The 17,570-nt window shown below is 43.6% G+C and carries 15 protein-coding genes; 5 read left to right on the top strand and 10 right to left on the bottom strand.

Annotated features, from left to right (window positions below):
* Nucleotides 1-129: 129 nt before the first annotated feature.
* Nucleotides 130-1,149, bottom strand: a complete 1,020-nt coding sequence (locus tag ACF8OV_RS21020; protein ID WP_023622961.1) for a TerC/Alx family metal homeostasis membrane protein — start codon at nt 1,147-1,149, stop codon at nt 130-132.
* A 519-nt stretch (nt 1,150-1,668) separates the two neighbouring features.
* Entirely contained in the window at nt 1,669-3,411 is a 1,743-nt protein-coding gene (locus ACF8OV_RS21015; protein WP_203503083.1) for a bifunctional UDP-sugar hydrolase/5'-nucleotidase, read from the bottom strand.
* A gap of 271 nt (nt 3,412-3,682) precedes the next feature.
* Between ACF8OV_RS21015 and ACF8OV_RS21010 the strand changes: the two genes are divergently transcribed.
* On the top strand, nt 3,683-5,317 hold the full coding sequence (locus tag ACF8OV_RS21010) for an ATP-dependent endonuclease (RefSeq protein WP_015313222.1): 1,635 nt from the start codon (nt 3,683-3,685) through the stop codon (nt 5,315-5,317).
* 191 nt (nt 5,318-5,508) lie between these two features.
* On the opposite strand, the gene ACF8OV_RS21005 is transcribed toward ACF8OV_RS21010, so the two are convergent.
* Nucleotides 5,509-5,991 (bottom strand): DUF1097 domain-containing protein, encoded by a 483-nt coding sequence (locus tag ACF8OV_RS21005; RefSeq protein WP_005483841.1) that lies wholly within the window; start codon nt 5,989-5,991, stop codon nt 5,509-5,511.
* A gap of 267 nt (nt 5,992-6,258) precedes the next feature.
* Nucleotides 6,259-7,164: a LysR substrate-binding domain-containing protein gene (locus tag ACF8OV_RS21000; RefSeq protein WP_005498809.1), complete on the bottom strand. Its 906-nt coding sequence runs from the start codon at nt 7,162-7,164 to the stop codon at nt 6,259-6,261.
* A gap of 264 nt (nt 7,165-7,428) precedes the next feature.
* Between ACF8OV_RS21000 and focA the strand changes: the two genes are divergently transcribed.
* Entirely contained in the window at nt 7,429-8,880 is a 1,452-nt protein-coding gene (focA, locus tag ACF8OV_RS20995) for a formate transporter FocA (protein WP_317676202.1), read from the top strand.
* Nucleotides 8,881-8,995: 115 nt separating this feature from the next.
* Here the strand turns inward: focA and ACF8OV_RS20990 are convergent, their stop codons facing one another.
* The 3 genes from ACF8OV_RS20990 to ACF8OV_RS20980 all read right to left on the bottom strand — a co-directional run bounded on the left by ACF8OV_RS20990 (nt 8,996) and on the right by ACF8OV_RS20980 (nt 10,518).
* Nucleotides 8,996-9,565: a YceI family protein gene (locus tag ACF8OV_RS20990; protein WP_005477055.1), complete on the bottom strand. Its 570-nt coding sequence runs from the start codon at nt 9,563-9,565 to the stop codon at nt 8,996-8,998.
* Nucleotides 9,562-10,101 (bottom strand): cytochrome b, encoded by a 540-nt coding sequence (locus ACF8OV_RS20985; protein WP_005498803.1) that lies wholly within the window; start codon nt 10,099-10,101, stop codon nt 9,562-9,564. The genes ACF8OV_RS20990 and ACF8OV_RS20985 overlap by 4 nt, the downstream gene beginning before the upstream one ends.
* A 174-nt stretch (nt 10,102-10,275) precedes the next feature.
* Nucleotides 10,276-10,518, bottom strand: a complete 243-nt coding sequence (locus tag ACF8OV_RS20980) for a DUF2164 domain-containing protein (RefSeq protein ID WP_203503085.1) — start codon at nt 10,516-10,518, stop codon at nt 10,276-10,278.
* Nucleotides 10,519-10,732: 214 nt separating this feature from the next.
* Here ACF8OV_RS20980 and ACF8OV_RS20975 point away from each other — a divergent pair, with 214 nt between their 5' ends.
* Both ACF8OV_RS20975 and ACF8OV_RS20970 read left to right on the top strand, forming a co-directional pair.
* The gene (locus ACF8OV_RS20975; protein WP_005454376.1) at nt 10,733-11,365 is read left to right on the top strand and encodes a hypothetical protein; all 633 of its coding nucleotides are present in this window, start codon (nt 10,733-10,735) and stop codon (nt 11,363-11,365) included.
* Nucleotides 11,366-11,553: 188 nt separating this feature from the next.
* The gene (locus ACF8OV_RS20970; RefSeq protein ID WP_258496400.1) at nt 11,554-12,342 is read left to right on the top strand and encodes an EAL domain-containing protein; all 789 of its coding nucleotides are present in this window, start codon (nt 11,554-11,556) and stop codon (nt 12,340-12,342) included.
* Between the two features lie 39 nt (nt 12,343-12,381).
* Here the strand turns inward: ACF8OV_RS20970 and ACF8OV_RS20965 are convergent, their stop codons facing one another.
* Both ACF8OV_RS20965 and ACF8OV_RS20960 read right to left on the bottom strand, forming a co-directional pair.
* Nucleotides 12,382-13,635: a DEAD/DEAH box helicase gene (locus ACF8OV_RS20965; protein WP_005479127.1), complete on the bottom strand. Its 1,254-nt coding sequence runs from the start codon at nt 13,633-13,635 to the stop codon at nt 12,382-12,384.
* Between the two features lie 78 nt (nt 13,636-13,713).
* Entirely contained in the window at nt 13,714-14,310 is a 597-nt protein-coding gene (locus ACF8OV_RS20960) for an ACP phosphodiesterase (protein ID WP_024702947.1), read from the bottom strand.
* 577 nt (nt 14,311-14,887) lie between these two features.
* Between ACF8OV_RS20960 and ACF8OV_RS20955 the strand changes: the two genes are divergently transcribed.
* Nucleotides 14,888-16,318 (top strand): methyl-accepting chemotaxis protein, encoded by a 1,431-nt coding sequence (locus ACF8OV_RS20955; RefSeq protein ID WP_203503092.1) that lies wholly within the window; start codon nt 14,888-14,890, stop codon nt 16,316-16,318.
* 552 nt (nt 16,319-16,870) lie between these two features.
* On the opposite strand, the gene ACF8OV_RS20950 is transcribed toward ACF8OV_RS20955, so the two are convergent.
* Complete coding sequence (locus ACF8OV_RS20950; RefSeq protein WP_025525976.1) at nt 16,871-17,539, bottom strand: HAD-IA family hydrolase; 669 nt, start codon at nt 17,537-17,539, stop codon at nt 16,871-16,873.
* Nucleotides 17,540-17,570 lie beyond the last annotated feature (31 nt).

Raw genomic sequence — 17,570 nt, 5'->3', positions numbered from 1 at the left:
TTTCGCATAAAAATTCAACAACCGCGTACTTTTCTTGAATAACTTGGAGTTGCAGGGATAACTCCAAGCTTTTAAGTAACAAATATTTAACTAATCAATACTAAAAATATCTTTTCAAAAATCCGGTTATCAATATTTTTGATTAGTAATATTAACTCGAGAACGACTGTTTTCTTTGTTCTTATACACCGACGCAACTACCGCGGAAGTCATTACTAGAATCAAGAACGTCAACGACCAAATCGTTGGGATTTCGTATTCTGTTCCGACCAAAAGCATCTTCACACCGATAAACATCATGATCACAGAGAGCGCAGGTTTTAAGTAGACAAACTTGTCCAGCATCGCTTGCAGCACGAAGTACAGCGAGCGTAAGCCTAACAACGCGAATACGTTAGCCGCTAACACCAAGAATGGCTCGCGAGTGACCGCAAAAATAGCCGGAATTGAATCGAGTGCAAACATCACATCCATCACGGCGATCACGCCTACTACAATTAACATTGGCGTCGCAACCCACTTCCCTGCTTGCTTCAAGAACATATGATTACCTTGATACTCATCCGTCACTGGCAGCAATTTACGAATCACTTGCTCTGGGTATGGGTTCACTTCTTCCTCTTCACCTTTGTCGCGAGCAAGCTTAATGCCTGTCCAGATTAGGAACGCCGCAAATAGGTAGAGTACCCAATGGTATTGGGCGAGCAGCTGCGCGCCGACAGCAATCATAATTGCACGCAGAAGCAACGCGCCAATCACACCCCACAGCAACGCACGAGGACGAAGATGCTCTGGCACTTTGTATTGGGCAAATATGATGGCGAAGACAAATAAGTTATCAACGCTTAATGATTTTTCGAGCAAGTAACCAGTTAGGAATGAAACGGTCGCTTTCTCATTGCTGTAAGCACTATGAGGAGCGTAAACGTCCCAAAAGAAATAGATGGAACCTGCAAAAAGAAACGCGAGTAAGAACCAGAATATGCTCCAAACGATGGCTTTTTGCATCGTAATGGCACCGCCTCGGGTTTGATAGATATCAAGCGCAACCAAAACGAGTGTGAAAAGGCCGAATGCACCATACATTGTCAGTGATTCTTGAAATAGAACAGATTGGCTTAACTGGGTGGTATTTTCGATAAGAGACATGCTTCCTCCCACGCGGAAGGACAGCAGTGTTTGGTGACCTTCCGCAAACAATACAAACCAGCAGTCACATTACCCATGTGTCTGCTAATCAATGAATGCGTTGGTCTCGTTGAAGTGCCAAGATTGAATGTTCAATCAGACACCTTTACTTACCGGATAAGCGATCGCTTAACGAGATGACGATAAGTAAACTTGCGCTAACTACTCCCCAAACGCCGCCATCATACGCCTGATCATTCTGATTTCCAACAAAAATTCCCTATCAATAAAATCAATGCATTTAATCGCCAGCAGTCCATCAAATATATGAATATAAAAAAAGGAGCACTGACCAGTGCTCCCTCTTATTGCTCTTTGTTCTTTATAGCCCATTTAGCGGCACAAAATACACAAGCATGGACCAAGCGGCTACCCACGCAATGACCACTGCGGCGTCTGCCCAGTCTTTTTTCCACATACTTTCCACCCTCTCACTCGCATGTAGTGTGGAAAGTACAGCAAAATCAATACCAAGAATGATTAACGATTTTGTTGAGAGTAAAGTTTGTGACTTTCGTTCAAACAGTTAGGCTCATCTGTAAGTAGTTCAATAAAGCAATCCGCCATTGATAAGTTACTCACACAACCCTCGCCTTTCATATCAAGCAGGGCTTCATAGCCTTCTTTGCCTTTCATCGTGTAAGCCGAAGAGGTGCCACGATACCAAGTGTCATCATCAACCTTTACCCAGCGGTATCCATCAAATATTTCTAATCGTTGGACTCTCTCACCTTTTGGCGCATCGGCTTGATAGTCAAAGTTCAGATTGTACGTATATGGGTAACTGCCTGACCCAGTGCCTTCTACGCCGTTGTTTAGTGCATTATTGATTGCACCTTCTAGAGCTCGGCGAATAACCGCACCTTTCACATCGTAAAACCCGATCGGTACGGCAAAAGGCAATAATCGTCCGGCAACATCTGCCACTGTAATATCACCTGGATTGAGTGAAGTACGAACGCCACCTGCATTATGAATTGCAAATTGAACGTTGTGCCCGCGTTTATTTAAGCTATGAAGGAAAGAACGAGCGACCGCACCGGCAAGTTCACTTCCGCCCAACTCATCCGGAATACGGACATGACGCTTTTTGCTTTCCACATGAGCGATCACCTGCGATTGCAAGGCACGCACGCGAGGTATGTATTTATCTCTCAAAATAGCTTGAGTTTCTGGGTGTTTCTTACAGACTACAACATTTGGTTGGCCGTGAATAAAATCACAAGCGGTTTCAAATACGCCTTGGTCCAATTGTTGATTCAACGTTGAATCCCAGAAAATACGGCGCCCTAAAAGCAATTCATTTTGACCATTCAACATGGTTGCTTGGCCATTTTCGTCAAACTCAAGCACACAATGGCCCATGGTCAGAGCATGAAAACCGGCTTGCACAACGTAGGTTCCATTTACTTTGATACCATAAGGATCATCTGCACCCAAACCAATCGCAGTAAAATCACCTTGCAAACGGTGGCTATGACCACCCACGATGATCCCGATGCCTTCTACTTGCTCTGCAAGTTCTAAGTCGCCCTCGTAACCAAGGTGACTCAGTAAAATAATGTTTTTGATTCCATCATTGTGAATTTGTGCGACCGTCGCTTTCGCGGTTTCAATTGCAGTCATAAATGGCGTATCGGCGTCAGGGTTTGCTATATCGCTCATTTTATCGATGGACAAACCAAAAATAGCGACTTTTACACCGTTAAACTCTTTCACAAGGTATTGCGCACTGCGTGAATCCGGTTGATAGCTCAGTACGTTGTTACAGTCGCTTAGTCGATGCGCTTTGTTTTTTGACTCATTGGACAGATCCCAGTTGCCTGCGAGCAGCGGAAAATTTGTACGCTGACAAAATAGTGCAACTGGTTCATTCCCCATGTCGAGCTCGTGGTTTCCCAATGCCATGGCATCAATATTCAAGGCATTCAACAAATCGGCATTCGCTTTGCCTTTAAATAAGGAGAAATAGAGCGTGCCTTGGAAGCAGTCGCCAGCATGAAGGAACAACATTCCCTGCCCTTGACGCTGTGCATCATCACGTAGCTGTTCAACTCGAGTCGCGATTCGTGAGAATCCGCCCGCACTAACATAAGGTTCTAATATGAGGTCTTTGTCGATTTTGAGTTTTAGCTGTAATGACGTTGGCTCAAAGTAGGAATGAGTGTCATTGATGTGTGCCAGTTTGATTCTTACTGGCTTATGATTTTTATTCATTTTCATCTTCTCTCTTTTCATTCCTTATAATAATAAGAAGTGAATCATGACAGAATCATGAATTTTATGAAACTGTGAATTTTTGATTTCACGTTTACGTGATCACGATGCTGTCTGTCGTTCAATTGAAAGCAACTTACGCTTGTCGCGGTCTCTATTCAATAGGAGGCTCTCGTAATTTTGTGAACTGAGCTTAACTCAAAAATTTCGAATTCATATATGCTTAGGAGTAGCAAAATAACTCTCTATAATTCAAATAATTGCAAGGAGGATTGAGATGAGACTAGAACGCATCGAAATCTCCGGGTTTAGAGGCATCAAACGCCTTTCACTCTCTTTTGATGAACTCACTACCCTCATTGGTGAGAATACGTGGGGCAAATCTTCATTGCTCGACGCCCTATCTATCGCGTTACCAGCCAACGGAAGTCTGTATGAGTTCGAACTGAAAGATTTCCACGTCGACTACTCCATTTCTCACCCTCAGTCTCAACACATCCAAATTATTGTTTGCTTCAAAGCACAAGATAAACATGAAGCAAACGCTGGTCGTTATCGCCGCATCAAACCCGCTTGGTGTACAACAGAAGATGGCGAACATGTCATTTATTATCGAATCAGTGCCTCTCGCGTTGATCATGACATCACAACCAAATACGCGTTTCTGGACCGTGATGGCAAACCGAAACAGATTCACCATTCAGAGAAATTAGCGGTTGAGTTGATGACGTTGCACCCTGTCATTCGACTAAGGGATTCTCGTCGCTTTCCTCGTCCGTCACACATTAATGGTGACAGCAAAAACGCGCGTATCGAAAAACGCATCAACAATACCTGTCGACGTTTATTGGCGATGCCGGGTCATGTAAACAAAGGGGAAATACGAAGCAGTCTCGATGCCATGAAAACGTTGGTCGAGCACTATTTTGCGTTTCGTAGCATCAGTAAAGGCAATCCTAGAAAACCGAGAGACGGATTATTCTACACTAGCCCATCTTCTGATAAAGGATTGAGCCAATACCTGAAAGAGACCAACGATAAGCAAAGTCGCTTGCTCTTAATGGGGTTGCTTAATGCATATCTCCAAGCCAAAGGGCCGACGGATTTAAGACGTTGCGCGCGGCCTATTTTGATCATCGAAGATCCAGAAGGTCGTTTACACCCAACGCATTTAGCTCGAGCTTGGTCGTTGCTTCAACTTTTGCCAATGCAAAAAATCTTAACCACGAACAGTGGCAGTTTGCTTGGTTCCGTGCCGCTCTACTCCATCCGTAGGCTTATCCGTCTGTCCGATAAAACTATCGCGAAGAGTCTAAACACGTCTAAGTTTGGTGGTGACGAGCTAAGACGAATTGGTTTCCACATTCGTTTTCATCGCGCTGGCGCTTTGTTTGCGCGTTGCTGGCTATTAGTGGAAGGCGAAACTGAGGTTTGGTTGTTTAATGAATTAGCAAGGCAATGTGGATACGATCTCGCCGCTGAAGGGGTTCAGATTGTCGAATTTGCACAATCTGGCTTACGTTCATTAATAAAAGTAGCCAAAGAGTTCGGTATCGATTGGCATGTGGTTACCGATGGTGACCCTGCGGGTAAAAAATACGCCCACACCGTAAGAGCACAGCTTGGGCATGATCAAGAGCGCCATAGGCTCACTGAACTGCCCGATCGAGACATCGAGCATTTTCTTTATAATCATGGTTTCGAGCTTTTCTTTAAGGACATGATCAAAGTCCCTCATGACCATCCAATTCCGGCGAAGAAAGTGGTTAACCGCGTTTTGAAAAAACATGCGAAGCCAGATTTAGCTCTAGCCATTGTGTCTCACTGCGAAGAGAAAGGCATGGAATGTATCCCTGTGTTGTTGCGTTGGACTTTAAAACGCATCGTTACTATGGCGAGCGGGAATACTTAAGCCTTATATCTATTTACTCGTTTTCCACTTAAATAGTCTTTGGGGATAGCACTGCGCTATCCCCTTAAAATTTAGGCAAAAAAAAGCACACCAATTTAGTGTGCTTGTATCAAATATCATTAATTTTGATTAACTGTATTGAGAGGGATAAAGCTCAATACACAGCGGATACAAATTAGATCGGGGGTTCACTACTGTGCTTGCTCAGCGAGCGAAGAAGAAGTAGCGGTTGATTTCGCATGTAACCAAAGTCCTGTTGCTTTCATTAAGTAACCAAATACGCCACCTAATACAAGCGATGGAACAACAAGTTGCCAATTGCCATCTGCTGCGAATGTCGCGCAAGAACCAATGAAAGTACCAGGAATGTACGCTAGCCAAGCCTGTTTCGCTTGAATACACATGAAAAACGCTACAACAGCTGTGATCACATAACCCAAGATCTCTAAACCTGCGTAAGTGGAGCCATAAATAATTACCATTGCCCAGAATACACCGGTCAAGTTAGTAATTAAGCTTGTCGCTAAACCTTTTAATCCACTCGTTGGAGCTGCGAAGTAGCTTGTACAGCCTAAAAAGCCTGCCCAAGATAAAAGGCCAAGAGAAATGGCAATCCAACCCCAAACGCCGGACAGAATCCCAGTAGTAATAGAGATAGCTAAAAGTGTTGTCATGGTATTCGTACCTGCTTGGCAACTATCGCACCCCTTTGGTTTGATAACTGCCTTCATACATTGAAATCAAGAACCAATACTAGGCACATCGCGCCAGTTTATCGGTGATAATAATCACAACAATATCACCTTTTGTTTCATGTTTTACACAAATTATTTGACGCAACCGATAAATCAACAGATTTAGAAAATAATAAAAACAGAGATGGACGAATAAAAGAAATAAAAAAGGCCCTGCAATGCAGAGCCCATTAAAATTGATAGTACCTATAAGACGGATGGTTTGCCCTTCATCATGCGCAAACCTTCACGCTTGATGCAATCGACCAAGGGGTTTTCGGCCATATCCGCACGCCAAATAAAGGACAATGTGCGCTCCATTTTCAGATCTGGTACGTTTAGCGCGACTAAACGTCCTGCTTCAATGTAACGTTCAACATCCAAATATGGCAAACAAGTTAAGTATTGTCCGTTAGCCACCAAGCTGCGCAACACAGGAACGTGTTCATACTCACGCCATACATCCAAATCTTCAATCAAATGATGAATGGAGCTATCAAAGGTTTTACGAGTACCTGAGCCATGCTCCCGCAACACCCATTTCGCCTGCTCTAATTGAGCTAAACTGACCGAAGGGTTACGAGCAAAAGGATGATGAGAAGCTGCGACTACAGTAAGGTGGTCACGACACCAGATTTCTTGGTGTAAACGGTTATCGTCACAACGTCCTTCAATAATGCCTAAATCGTATTTGTAATCTAATACGCCATCGATAACCCCTTTCGTACTTTGTACGCCTAGCGAGATTCGCATCTCAGGAAAATCGTTATCAATGATACTGATAAGGTCAGGCACCAAGTGTTCTGCTGGTGTTTGGCTCGCACCAAGACGGATCTCTCCGCTCAACAAATGTTGCTCATAGAATCCCATTTCTATCTGCAAGGCATCTTGCAATAAACGCTTTGCTTTTGGCCTTAACCACATCCCCCAATGTGTTAGGGCCATTTGCTTTCCTTGCCTTTCAAATAAAGGCCTGCCAAGCATTTTTTCTAACTGCGCGAGCGACATACTTGTCGCCGATTGTGTCAGAGCCAGTTTGTCTGCGGCCTGGCTTACACTGCCGGTATCTGCAACTGCGTCGAAAACCGCTAATTGCTTAAGAGAGTAGCGCAAAGTGTCCTCCATCATGGGCGAGTATTCCCATACTCTCACAACCTCAAAAACATGCCCCAATAAGCAATAGGGTTCATTTTACTCCGCGCTAAAAACTTATCAAATAATTTGATGAGATTTCTAAATATTATCAATTTTACCTGTACCACTGCCCGCCCTATTCTGGATATGCGGTTCGGGAACACCGCAAAACAAAAACAACAATTCATTTTTGAGCTAATAAATCAAGGAGCTTTTTATGGAACCACAAACTAAGGAGTCATTATGGCGGTGACCAGTTCTCAAACTCACCAGGACTTTTCTCCTAAAGAGATGATGGCTGAGGCGGAGAAATTCGCATTAAGTAAAGCAAACAAAACCAGCAGCATGACACTTGGCCTAGCAATAATGGCTGGTGCGTTTATCGGTTTGGCATTTTTGTTTTACATCACAGTGACAACTGGCAGTGCGAATACAGGTTGGGGTTTAAGCCGCTTAGCCGGTGGTATCGCCTTCAGTATGGGGTTAATCCTTATCGTTATTTGCGGTGGTGAGCTGTTTACCAGTTCGGTGCTTTCGAGCATCTCATGGGCAAACAAACAAATCTCTTTCGGCAAAATGTTGTCGATTTGGGGCAAGGTTTACGTGGGTAACTTCATCGGCGCAATGTTTTTGCTTGCTCTTGTGACTGCGGCAGGTTTGTACCAAATGGATGCAGGCCAATGGGGTTTGAATGCTCTTAATATCGCACAACACAAACTGCACCATACATTGCTTCAAGCGTTTGCTTTGGGCGTTCTATGTAACCTACTGGTTTGTCTTGCAATTTGGTTGACGTTTAGTTCTGCAAACGCAATGACGAAAGCGCTTATGACCATTCTTCCAGTTGCGATGTTCGTCAGCAGTGGCTTTGAGCACTGTGTGGCAAACATGTTTATGGTCCCACTAGGCATCGTTATTGCCAATTTTGCCCCTGAATCATTTTGGGCATCTGTTGGTGTACCGGCCTCCCAATATGCGGATTTAAATGTCGCACACTTTATTAGTGCGAACTTAATTCCAGTGACGTTTGGCAACATCGTCGGTGGCGCGGTACTCGTTGGTTTGGTTAACTGGTGCATCTACCGCCGTCCAGAGTTAAAAGCAGCCAATGTTTCATCTATCACAAATACAACTCAGTTATCGTCAGTTAAGGAAATCACAATGAAAAACGCATCTTTCGTAAAGGACATCATGAATCCAAAACCGGTTACACTCAGCGTGGAAATGCCTGTAGCCGCAGCTCTTGATACTCTATTAGACAACAATCTAACAAGCGCACCAGTGGTGGATCTCCACAATCGTTTAGTTGGTTTCTTCTCTGCACACGACGTGATGGTTGAACTGTGGTGTCAAGATTACATCCCAGTGAAAGATCAAAAAGTGGTTGATTTGATGAGCCGTGATGTCGTTGCAATTGATGCTAGCGATCGTTTGGTGGATGTGGTCGAGTTCCTATGCATCGACAAAGAGCAACTATACCCTACAAGCAGCATGGGGATTGCAACTCGCCTAACTTCTCTATCTCTAGAAGAACGAGCGAAAAGCATGAAGGTTAGCAAACCGCAAGTATTGCCGGTTCTTGAAAATGGTCAAATGGTTGGTGTTGTTACTCGCCAAGAAGTCCTTAAAGCCCTACGTCCAGTATTCGGTGAGCGACTAAACCTTGTTGAAGATAAAGCACTAGAAACTGCTTAAACAATAAAGAACGAACAATAACAAAACGCTAGTTGTTAGAAACTAACAGCGTTACATGGCACCAATAAAAAAGCGCTCTTGAAACCAAGAGCGCTTTCATTTATTCAAAGCTTAATTACTTCTTCACGCCTTCGATATGCAGTTCCATATCAACGTAGCTTGATGAACCCATTACTGGGATATCGAAATCAGCAAGCTCTAGACGAGTTGTGCCAACAAAACCAGCACGCTCACCACCCCATGGGTCGTTACCTGCGCCAACAAACTCTGCTTCGATAGTAATAGGCTTAGTCACACCGTGTAGCGTTAGATCACCCGTTACGTCTAGCTTACCATTACCTTTATCAACCACTTTCGTGCTCTTAAAAGTCGCTTCGCTGTATTTGCCAGCATCAATAAAATCGCCGCTGCGGATGTGTTTATCACGCTCAGCGTGGTTTGAGTCTAAGCTTGTGGTGTCTACTACTACGTTTACTTTTGAGTCAGCAATGTTTTTTTCATCAAAAGAAAAGTCACCAGAAAAAGTATTAAAACGACCTTTGATGAAGCTGTAACCTAAGTGGCTAACTTTGAAGTTGATAGACGCGTGAGCACCTTTCGTATCGATAACGTAGTCTGCAGCCTGAGCACCTAAAGGCAGTGCCATAGCGATTGCTAGTCCTGTAGCGAAGAGTGACTTTTTCATTTTGAAGCTCCTAACATTTTTCTTAATGTGTTGTCTTTATCGATAAAGTGATGTTTGAGCGCAGCGACAGCGTGTAAACCTGCAATTAGGATCACAGCCCAAGCTGCATAGAAGTGAATTTCACCTGCGATATCTGATTGACCAGAAAATAATTCTCCTGCGCCGGGTACAGTAAACCAATTGAATACTTCAATACCGCGACCATCAGATGTAGAGATGAGGTAACCTGAAACAAAGATTGTGAGAAGTAATAAATACATCACACCGTGTGCCGCTTTAGCTGCGACGACTTCAAATCGACTGCCTTCTACTTTTGGTGACGCCGTAACATGCTTCCACACGATGCGACCCACAGTAAGAATGGCCAGAAGAATACCGACAGAGCGATGATAATGTGGCGCAGTTCGATACCATTCGCTGTAATAGCTAAGATCGACCATCCACAAACCCACAGCAAACAGACCAATAATGCAAAGCGCAGAAAGCCAGTGCATTACTCGAGCAGGCAGGTTATAGCTTTTTACCAGTGTTTCCATCTCACGTTCCTAGATATATTCCTAAGTTAATATTGAGCAAGAAACACAACATTAACCTATTTACCTTATATGAAACAGATTATTTACCATCCTTTACATCCAGCCAATCGCACCGTATCTATCAACTTGTTCGAAAATTTTGAAGGAACTTTGGCGTATTGAATGCGCAAAAGCTTAAATTGATACTTCTTGCTCTATCTCGTAAAGCTCATCAGACATTTCAAGCATTCGACGTTCTATCATGGCTTTCGCATCTTCAACGCCTTTGTTGTAATAGACTGCGCCTAGTTTATCGGTAATAAAATCTATCAGAAATTCGCTGTCAAACTGGCCAATCTCAATGCTGAGTTCATCCTGCATATAATCTTGAATTGCCGACGCTAATGTTTCTTTTTGGGCTCTTTCTAACTTAATCATGCGTGTTCCTTTTAGTGCGGCTTAATGGGGAATTCGCTAACCGTTACGAAATAATCGAGTTTCGTCTCGATTGTGTAGCCTTTAATCACCCCAAATTCGTATTGCTTCTAATTTTGGTGTTTAGATCAAGAAGTTGCTGATCTAAATTAGTCTATTCTGAAAAGACTATGCTAACCTTTTGCGGTTCGTTTTGTTAACCATTAAGGGATATTCTTTGCTACTCGACCTAGTGATCCAAAGTGTCAATGATTTTCAGGACGATTGTCTTAAACTGTGTGAGAAGCATTATCCTGCCGTACATAACCAAGGTATGAGTGAACACCATCTTGGTCTTGCATTTTCTCGCCGCATGGAACACACCTTCCGTCATTTTGGTTACAACAGCATCGTAAAACCGATTGAAGTACTCGACGCTCCAGACCTACCTCACCACTATCGCATTTCTTCTGAGATTGGAACGGTTTGGGTGTTAAGCCATCACATGGTCAGTGCCGGTAAATCGTGTCGCGAAAACTTGTTGTCTTCAATTACCGAATGGCAAAGCGAGTATGGCTACGCGCTGCAACCTAACGACCTACTCTTCCTTGTTTGCGATCATTGGATCAGTCGCAGTAAAACCAGCCGAGAACTGCTCCATTGGTGGATGGGCGAATTGCCGGATCAAATCAACGAATATACTGAGCAAGGCATCACTCTTTACACCAGTGAATCTCAGCTCACTCAATCCCTTGATACACGCTTCGGTATCAGCCCTTGTTACATCAAATTTGGCCACCCTTTGCGTCGTTCTAACAAACAACAACTGGTTCGAAAGTACTTGCAGTTGTACGCCGTATTACAGTGGTAGTATCAAATTGCAACAGGTAGATTATCAGTCTATTCATACATTTGTTTGATACGGCTCGATAAATCTAATCATCTCGTATTAACCCTCTTGCCTCATATGGCCTAGCCCAATTAGATTCTGACTACTGAAATCAAAGTTGGTGTCCATGTAACACCAATCAAAAACCATTGATCTAGGTTGTCGTAATAATGATGAGCATCTCGCAGCTTCTTGGCTGCATTTCTAAACAAGTAGATGGGCAGTACATCGCGCAATATGAGGAGTTGACACTTCGCAGTGTCTTCCAACCCATTTATAAAAAGGATCTTTCCATCATCGGCTTGGAAGCCTTAGTGCGAATTAGCACTGCGGATGGTTCTATGATACGTCCGGATCTCTTTTTCCAATCTCCTTCCATCTCTGAACATGTTCAACTTAATGTCGAGCGACTTAGTCGCCTTATTCACATCAAAAACTTTGGGCAATCTCGTTACCGCAACAAAAAGCTCTTTCTTAATGTGCTTCCCAGAGCTGCAGAAATGCTGGCGAAGGACCTTTCATACAGCCATTTACTAAAGCAAGTGATTTGTAAGGCGGATTTGCGTCGAGAACAAATCGTGATGGAGTTAGTTGAATTAAGCGCAGGCGATGAGTCCTTTCTGTACAAAGCGACGAAAGAACTGAGTGACGGAGGCTTTAAACTTGCTATTGACGACTACGGCATTAATGCCTCAACCATCGAGCGAGTGAAATGCGTTCGACCAGACATCATCAAGATGGATCGTTCATTGCTGTTGAAATACGAAGACGGGGATTTTTCTGCGTTAATAGAAGCGTTAGCGCTCGCGAAAGAACTGAGTTCAAAAACCGTTATCGAGGGAATTGAAACCGAGCATCAACTTAACTTAATGAAAAAACTCGGTTTCGATATGTACCAAGGCTACTTGCTTGCGATGCCTCAAACCCTAGAAATGTACCAGGAAGCCAAAACGGCCTAAGACCGTCTTGTTAAGCACCGCTGCCTTTGAATACCTAGATTACTTGCGGTGCTTGCCACGATTTTTATGAATCGCGAGTTTTGCTTTTAGTTTGCGCTTTTCTGACGAACGACTCTTACGACGACCGCCACCATCACGCTCAGGTTCTACCTCTTCGATTAGACTTGGTTCGAATCCTTCGAGCCATTCTTGAGGCAAACGCTGGTCTAACAACGTTTCGATCGCACGAAGCAGATATTCTTCATCTCGGCTCATTAACGAAACGGCCAAACCGGATTTACCCGCGCGGCCAGTACGACCAATACGATGTACGTAGTCTTCGGCTTTAAATGGCATATCAAAGTTCACCACTTGTTCAAGCTCTTGAATATCGAGACCGCGAGCCGCCACATCTGTCGCAATCAAGGCACGAACTTTACCTTGCTTGAATTCATCAAGTGCACGCTGGCGAGCACCTTGCGATTTATCACCATTAATCGAAACCGCTTTAATACCATCCAGTTTGAGCTCCTTTGCAAGCTCGTCGCTGCCTTGTTTGGTTTTAGTGAAAACAAGTACTTGTTGCCAGTTTCGTGAGCCAATTAAATACGCTAGCAACTCACGCTTACGCTTTTTATCAACTGGATACACCATCTGCTTAACCGTTTCTGCCGTTGTATTCGCTGGAGACACTTCCACCTCAACAGGAGAATCCATCAGTTTGTAAGCGATGGTTTTAATGCGTTTTTCAAACGTCGCCGAAAACAGCATGATTTGTTTGTCATTCGGTAGTCGACGAAGAATGCGTTGCAGATCAGGCCAAAAACCCATGTCCAACATTCGGTCAGCTTCATCAAGCACCAACACGCCAGTTTTAGAAATGTTTACGTTGCCGTTAAACAAGTGGTCTAACAATCGGCCCGGCGTAGCAATAAGAATATCCGCGCCCTCTTCCAACTTGTTCTTTTGCACGCCAATACTTGTACCGCCGTACACACAAACAATACGTAGATCCGTGTGTTCCGCATATTGCGTTAAATTGTCAAACACTTGCTGCGCCAATTCACGAGTTGGAACTAGGATGAGAGCGTGAGGTGTGCCATTACGTTTCTTTTGCTGTACCGCCTGAATAATCGGCAAACCAAATGCCGCCGTTTTACCGGTACCCGTTTGCGCAGCCGCAAGAAGATCTTTGCCTTCCAGTACGTGTGGAATCGATTTTTCTTGGACTGGCGTTGGCGTCACAATATTCATATTGTTCAACGTTTCGACTAACTGTTGTTCAATGCCAAGATCAGCAAAATTAACGGACATGGTAAACCTCATAATTTTTGGAGCGAAGAGTTTACCAGAGCCGCCATAGCCATACTACCTCTTCGCCAAAGGATTGAGTTATGAACTGCTTAGCTGTTGGTGAAATTCAAGTGATTGGCGCAGCACGTCTTGATAAAGCTCTGAGAAATTCGCCTCTAACGCTGCGTATTCACCATCTAACACCTCAAACGTTGTCGTCAAGTCGGCCATTCTCGGGCTTCGCTGAGACATCCGATGCAGTGCAAACTCGATGTTGGAGAGATCTTGATAAGATTGCAGCCAGCCGCCCCGCCACATGCGTTGATGCAATAACATAAAACGCGCAGGAAGCGGTTCGTGAACATCTTGGTCTACTTTTTGAAATGCAAACTCGACAAAGTCGTCTAACGACTCTTGATGAAAATCATTCCAATGCTTGGCTAAACAATGGTCCCAAAACATGTCTAGCGCAATTGGCGCGAAGCGTCTCGCTACGCCTTTAAAATGTGGCTTACATTCTTCGACAATAGGGTGATGATCGGTAATTCGGTCAACGAAGCGGTGGAGTTTGATGCCATTAGTAATGTCAGAATCGTATAGCTTGCTTGGATCTCCTTTGACGAAGTCTCCAAGCAAGTTTCCCATAAAATGGCTATTACAGTGATCTGCAATATGCAGGTGGGCTAAAAAGTTCATTTACCGTCTTTCGCCCTTCTTGGCTCGGTGTTTCATGAACTTAGTATAACGTCTAAAAGAACGTGAAGAGAGTACTAAACGGTACTATTCGTTTTCGTTGTCAGAGCCAACGTATTCCGACAAAATAATGCCAATTTCAAGCGCATCTAGCAGCTCTAGGCTTTCGTCGTTTTGGTATTGGTCGCTCATTGTGACCTCCTTTATGAAACTATGAAACATTGCGGTTTCAACTTACTGCCACCATTCCTATTTCTTTCGGTGACAGCAACTCCTTTTTATAGACTTTATATGACACATTCATGACAGCGAAAAGTAAAGATTTAAAAACCTATGAGCATAATCATAAGTAAACGATTGCAGCGTCGTTACTCTTCTCTGCCATCTTCACTTAGATAGCTGGAATTACATCGACATTTCTATCATTAAAAGACATAACATACTGTTATAGGCGACCTTAGATCTCATTTTGTAAAATAAACTCACCCTTCGTTACATATTTTGCTGATTCGCATCGCATATTTTGTTTCGATATACCCATAGATTTGTTCAATATCTTTTATCTCTAATGGAGTAATCAATGAGAGAAGTTGAGTTTAGAACGATAGACCGACTATTTATTAAGATGTCTATCAACGACAAAATGTGGGTTATTTTCCTCCTATTTCTGGTGGCACTCACTTCGGTAGCAGGAAGCCGATACCTAAATGATTTGCATCAGTTCGAGCAACAATCTATCGCCAACGTGCAAGCAAAACTAGATGGCATCATTGAAGCTAATCCCACAGATATCTATCAAATTACTGGTATCTCAAAAGCTAACCATCAACAAAAAAGCTTGTTTGCAGATGGTGTTACCACGGTTTATGGCACAACCTCTGCGGGTGAGCTTGTTCGATTGACCGAGCACGCTGGCAATCAATACAACGCCCTGCGCTCCGACGCCCTTACCTCTTTCCTTCTTAGTTTTCTATGGGTTTTGCCGTTTGCAGTATTTTGCTATTGGGTAGCGACATTCATCGGAGGTGCTTTGTGGGTGCTATACACCACAACAGAGAAAATAGGTGACGGTGACTTAACTTCTCGATTGGGCTTTCACCCTGGCCGTGACGAGTTTGGCACCATTGGCTGCGCACTAGATAAGTCGATGGATACATTAAGCGAACTGGTCAATAGCGTAAAAGAAAACGCCAATACGCTAAGTGAAACGTCATCTGCATTTGAACAAGACATGAAACTGAGCGAAACACAGATTACGCACCAGTACCAAACACTTGATTCTGTCGCAACCGCAATGGAAGAAATGACGGCGTCTGCCAAAGAGGTTTCGAGCATCTCTCAACAAGCGACCATGCAATCGGATCAAGATGCACAAAAAATAGAAACGAGCCGTAGCCGTGTACAGCACGTTATTGCTGAGATCGAAACCTTGTCGAGCTACATCGAGCAAGCTTCTTCATCAGTCACCAACTTAAATGAAAACACTACGCAGATTAATGATGTCATCACGACCATTAATGCGATTTCTGAGCAGACCAACCTGTTAGCTCTCAATGCCGCTATCGAAGCGGCTCGCGCAGGCGAACAAGGCCGCGGTTTTGCCGTTGTAGCCGATGAAGTCCGAACGCTGGCAAGTCGTACACAACAAGCCACGGTAGAAATCCAAGCCATGATTGAGAAGCTGCAATCGGAAAGCCAAAACATCGCTTCGATTACTGGCAGAACGGTCAAGCAAGCCCAAACAAGCAGCCAGTTGATCGATGAAATTGGTCAAGATGTCACAGCGATTGCGGACTCTGCTCGTTCATTGATGGACATGAGCGTTCAAATCTCCACTTCCGCGGAGGAACAAAGTGCGGTTGCGAATGATATCGCCTCTGAGCTTGCTGATATCCGTACTCAGTCCAGCACAATTCGAGAGGTGGCGGAGCAGTCTACTGTTGGTGTCGCGAACTTAACCAAAGCGTCGGTTTCACTCGGTGAAGTATTAAAGCGTTACCGCACTGCTTGATAACAAGGTAATAACAAATAAAGGCGCCTAATTGGGAGCCTTTATTTTCTACATTTGTATTCACTTATTTGTTTCGAGAATATAACTCGCATTCACTTTCTCTACGTACTTGTCTCGTACTCATTCTTTGGTGTAATAAAACCGAACTTATTGAATAATTTGAAGTCTATTTGAGGAGTGAAAGGAAAATAGCATTGATCAAATACCGATTGGGAAACGGTTTATTTTGAAGTGAATCTCAAGTTCTCCTTGTACCTGATGAAATAATGTTCAAGCGGACGGCGTTCCGCTATGCTTAACCTGCCAATTCCAATTTGCTGCTGGAAAACAATATGAATAATTACAACGATACAAAAGACAACGAAAACCTAAACTGCCCTATTTGCCAATGTGATGAATACTTAATCTCATCAAACGGTGAAAAATTCACGTGTGCTGCTTGTGGATTCCACACGAAAAATTTCTCATCCATTCAATGCCTTTACCAAGCGCCATATTTACAGTCAAAAATTAAACAAATTCATAACCTAAGTCATTCTCGTCATTAAACGGTTAAACAGAGCAGCCCATGAGCTGCTCTTTTAATTCATCCAAATGTTGAATGCGAATAACTCGGTCATCGTCGACTCGGTTAATGGCCTCACCATTAAATAGCTGAACCGTCTTAATTCCGGCATTCAACCCTGCTTCTACACCCTTGGGTGTATCATCGATATACAAACAATCACTAGGCAAAAAGCCCATGCTCATCGCGCTGTACATGATCAAATCAGGTTCAGGTTTCCAACTATTTGCTTCAAACGCAGAGAATACTTTTCCTTTGAATGCATCAAGCAGACCAGTTAACTCAAGTGCATATTCAATTTTATCTTTGGGTCCATTTGACGCGACGCAGTATTCTATATTGTGAGAGTCGAGGAATTGGATCAGCCTTTTAGCGCCATCCATTGGTTGTAAATGACGAACAAACAATTTTTGAACTTCTGCTCGGTATTGGGGTTCAAGAACATCAATTGGAACATTAATGTTCATCAACTCTTTGGTATCAAGAAGAATATCGGCCAGTTTTCCACCTTTAAAGTGAGAAACACATTCTTCCATCGTTAACTCTGCACCGTGTTGATTAAATACATTCACTAGTGCTTGGCAGCATAAACGCTCACTGTCGACCAACGTGCCATCACAATCAAAAATCACGCATTTAATATTGGTAATTGCCATAGCCTTCCCCTAGACGCATTTGTCGATGTCG

Source organism: Vibrio sp. GLN_1 (genome assembly GCF_043106015.1).
Taxonomy (GTDB): Bacteria; Pseudomonadota; Gammaproteobacteria; order Enterobacterales; family Vibrionaceae; genus Vibrio; species Vibrio parahaemolyticus.
Note: the sequence above shows the minus strand (reverse complement) of the source record. Positions and strands in the feature narration are given on the sequence as shown.